Here is a 1,216-nt window from a genome sequence, read left to right as displayed (position 1 = left end):
AGAGGGGACGGCGGGAAGGTTCGGGGCGGTATCGGGCATGGCTGACCAACTCCATTGCGACGAGAAGGGATGGGGTGGGTCCCTACCGCGTCTGGCTCCTCTTCGGGTGTCGACGGCCCGGGGCGCTTTCAACTGGCGGTACTCAGGGGTGAATTGCAGAATCGTTGCGCTTTGTACATCAGTTGAGCACTCTCCGTGAGCGCAGGAATGACCGTAGTCGGCATATTTGCACCGCCGCAATGGGGTCGCGGGAAGTACTACGAAAGCGCGTCACCGGGGCGTGCCGGGCAGGACCCCAGGAGGTGAGCGGAACGCCTGCTCCCCAGGGAGGGGGACGGCACGGTCTCGAACGCGCCCCGTGTGAGGATGGACGGAGGGCGCTCACCGGGTACGGGCGGGGGCCGTACGGGGAGCAGCGGGACACACGGGGAACGGGGACGGACATGACCAGTCGGTTGCTCATGGCCTACGGCGCGCGGGACAGGCGGGCCGGTGCGGCGGTACGGGGCGCGGACGACGTCCGCGGATCCACGCGGGCCACGCCCATCCTGGACCACGACGACCCGCTGGTGCGGGCGATCGCGGGCCGGGTGGTGAGCGAGGCGACCCCGCTGGAGGCGCTGCGCGCCGCGCACCGGATCATCGCGCGGGACGTGCGGCCCGTGTACTCGGTCGAGGACCGGCGCCGGGTGTCCCGGACCCTGCGGCTGGGGCGCGGCTCGTGCAGTCAGCGGATGGCGGCGCTGGAGGCGGTCGCCCGTGCCGTCCGGGTGCGGACGCGGGTCCGCGGGCTGCTCGTCGACGGCGCGTTCTGGTATCCGCGCTTCCCGCGGCTGAAGCCGTTCGTGCCGGCGCAGGTCCTGCTGGCCTGGCCGGAGTTCCGGATCGACGGCGCGTGGCTGCCGATCGGTGAACTGTTCACGGGGCCCGCCGCGGGCCGCCACTACGCCAACGACGGCGGGGAGACCCTCTTCGACGCGGTGGCCCGCACCGGCATCGACTGGGACGGCGGTTCCCCGGCCGAGGTGAGCACCTGTGCCGCCGACGGGGGCTCCTGCGACCTGTCCGCCCAACTCGTCGCGGACCTCGGTCACTTCGACGACCGCGACACCCTTTTCGACCGTCACGGCCAGACCCTCTGCCGGACGGCCCGCACCCTGACCGAGCCCGTCCTCGGCCGCTGGACCCCGGCCACCCGTACCCCGGCGCCCCGCAC

At 72.5% G+C, this 1,216-nt stretch carries 1 protein-coding gene; it reads left to right on the top strand.

Features of this window, described 5'->3' with window-relative positions:
- Positions 1–443: 443 nt before the first annotated feature.
- On the top strand, positions 444–1,216 hold a 773-nt coding region (locus AOK23_RS43910; protein WP_055717921.1), incomplete at its 3' end, for a transglutaminase domain-containing protein.

This window comes from Streptomyces torulosus (assembly GCF_001419765.1).
Lineage (GTDB): Bacteria > Actinomycetota > Actinomycetes > Streptomycetales > Streptomycetaceae > Streptomyces > Streptomyces torulosus.
This window is presented reverse-complemented; position numbering and strand designations above follow the sequence as displayed.